This is a genomic window from Pseudomonas sp. AC463 (assembly GCF_979253585.1).
On sequence record NZ_CEEDDZ010000099.1, the window covers coordinates 1 to 491 of the forward strand.

A 491-nucleotide genomic window follows, 5' to 3' on the forward strand; every position below is an offset into this window, starting at 1 on the left:
GCCGAGCATTTCAAAGACTACGACGCCAAGGGCCGGTTGACCGTCGAGCAGGACCCGCTGGGTGCGGTGACGGCGTATCAATACGACGACGCCGGACGCTTGGTGGCGCTGTTTCCTGGGGATGATGAACCGACTTCCTACGAGCATGACAATGGTTTCGTACGCGTGGTACGCCGTGGTGAGGCGGTCTGGAAATATGAGCGTAATGACCAGGGCGACGTCATCCGCAAGACCGATCCCGATGGCCATGTTACCGATTACAGCTACGACAAATATGGGCAGCTGATTGGGATTTGGTACCCGGATCACAGTTGCTTGCGGCGGGTGTGGAATGAGCGCGGGCAGCTCGTTGAGGAACAGCTGCCCAATGGCGGGATCAAGCGTTATCGCTATGACGATCTCGGGCGGCAAGTGGCGCGCGAGGATGAGTTTGGCGCCCTGACACAGTATCAGTGGGATGCCGCTGGCCGCCTGTTGAAACTCACCCAACC

General features: G+C 59.1%; 1 pseudogene. It reads left to right on the plus strand.

The features are described 5' to 3' along the window. Window positions 1-491 (plus strand): annotated as a pseudogene (locus tag AC0IYH_RS29270) (type IV secretion protein Rhs); the annotation flags it as partial.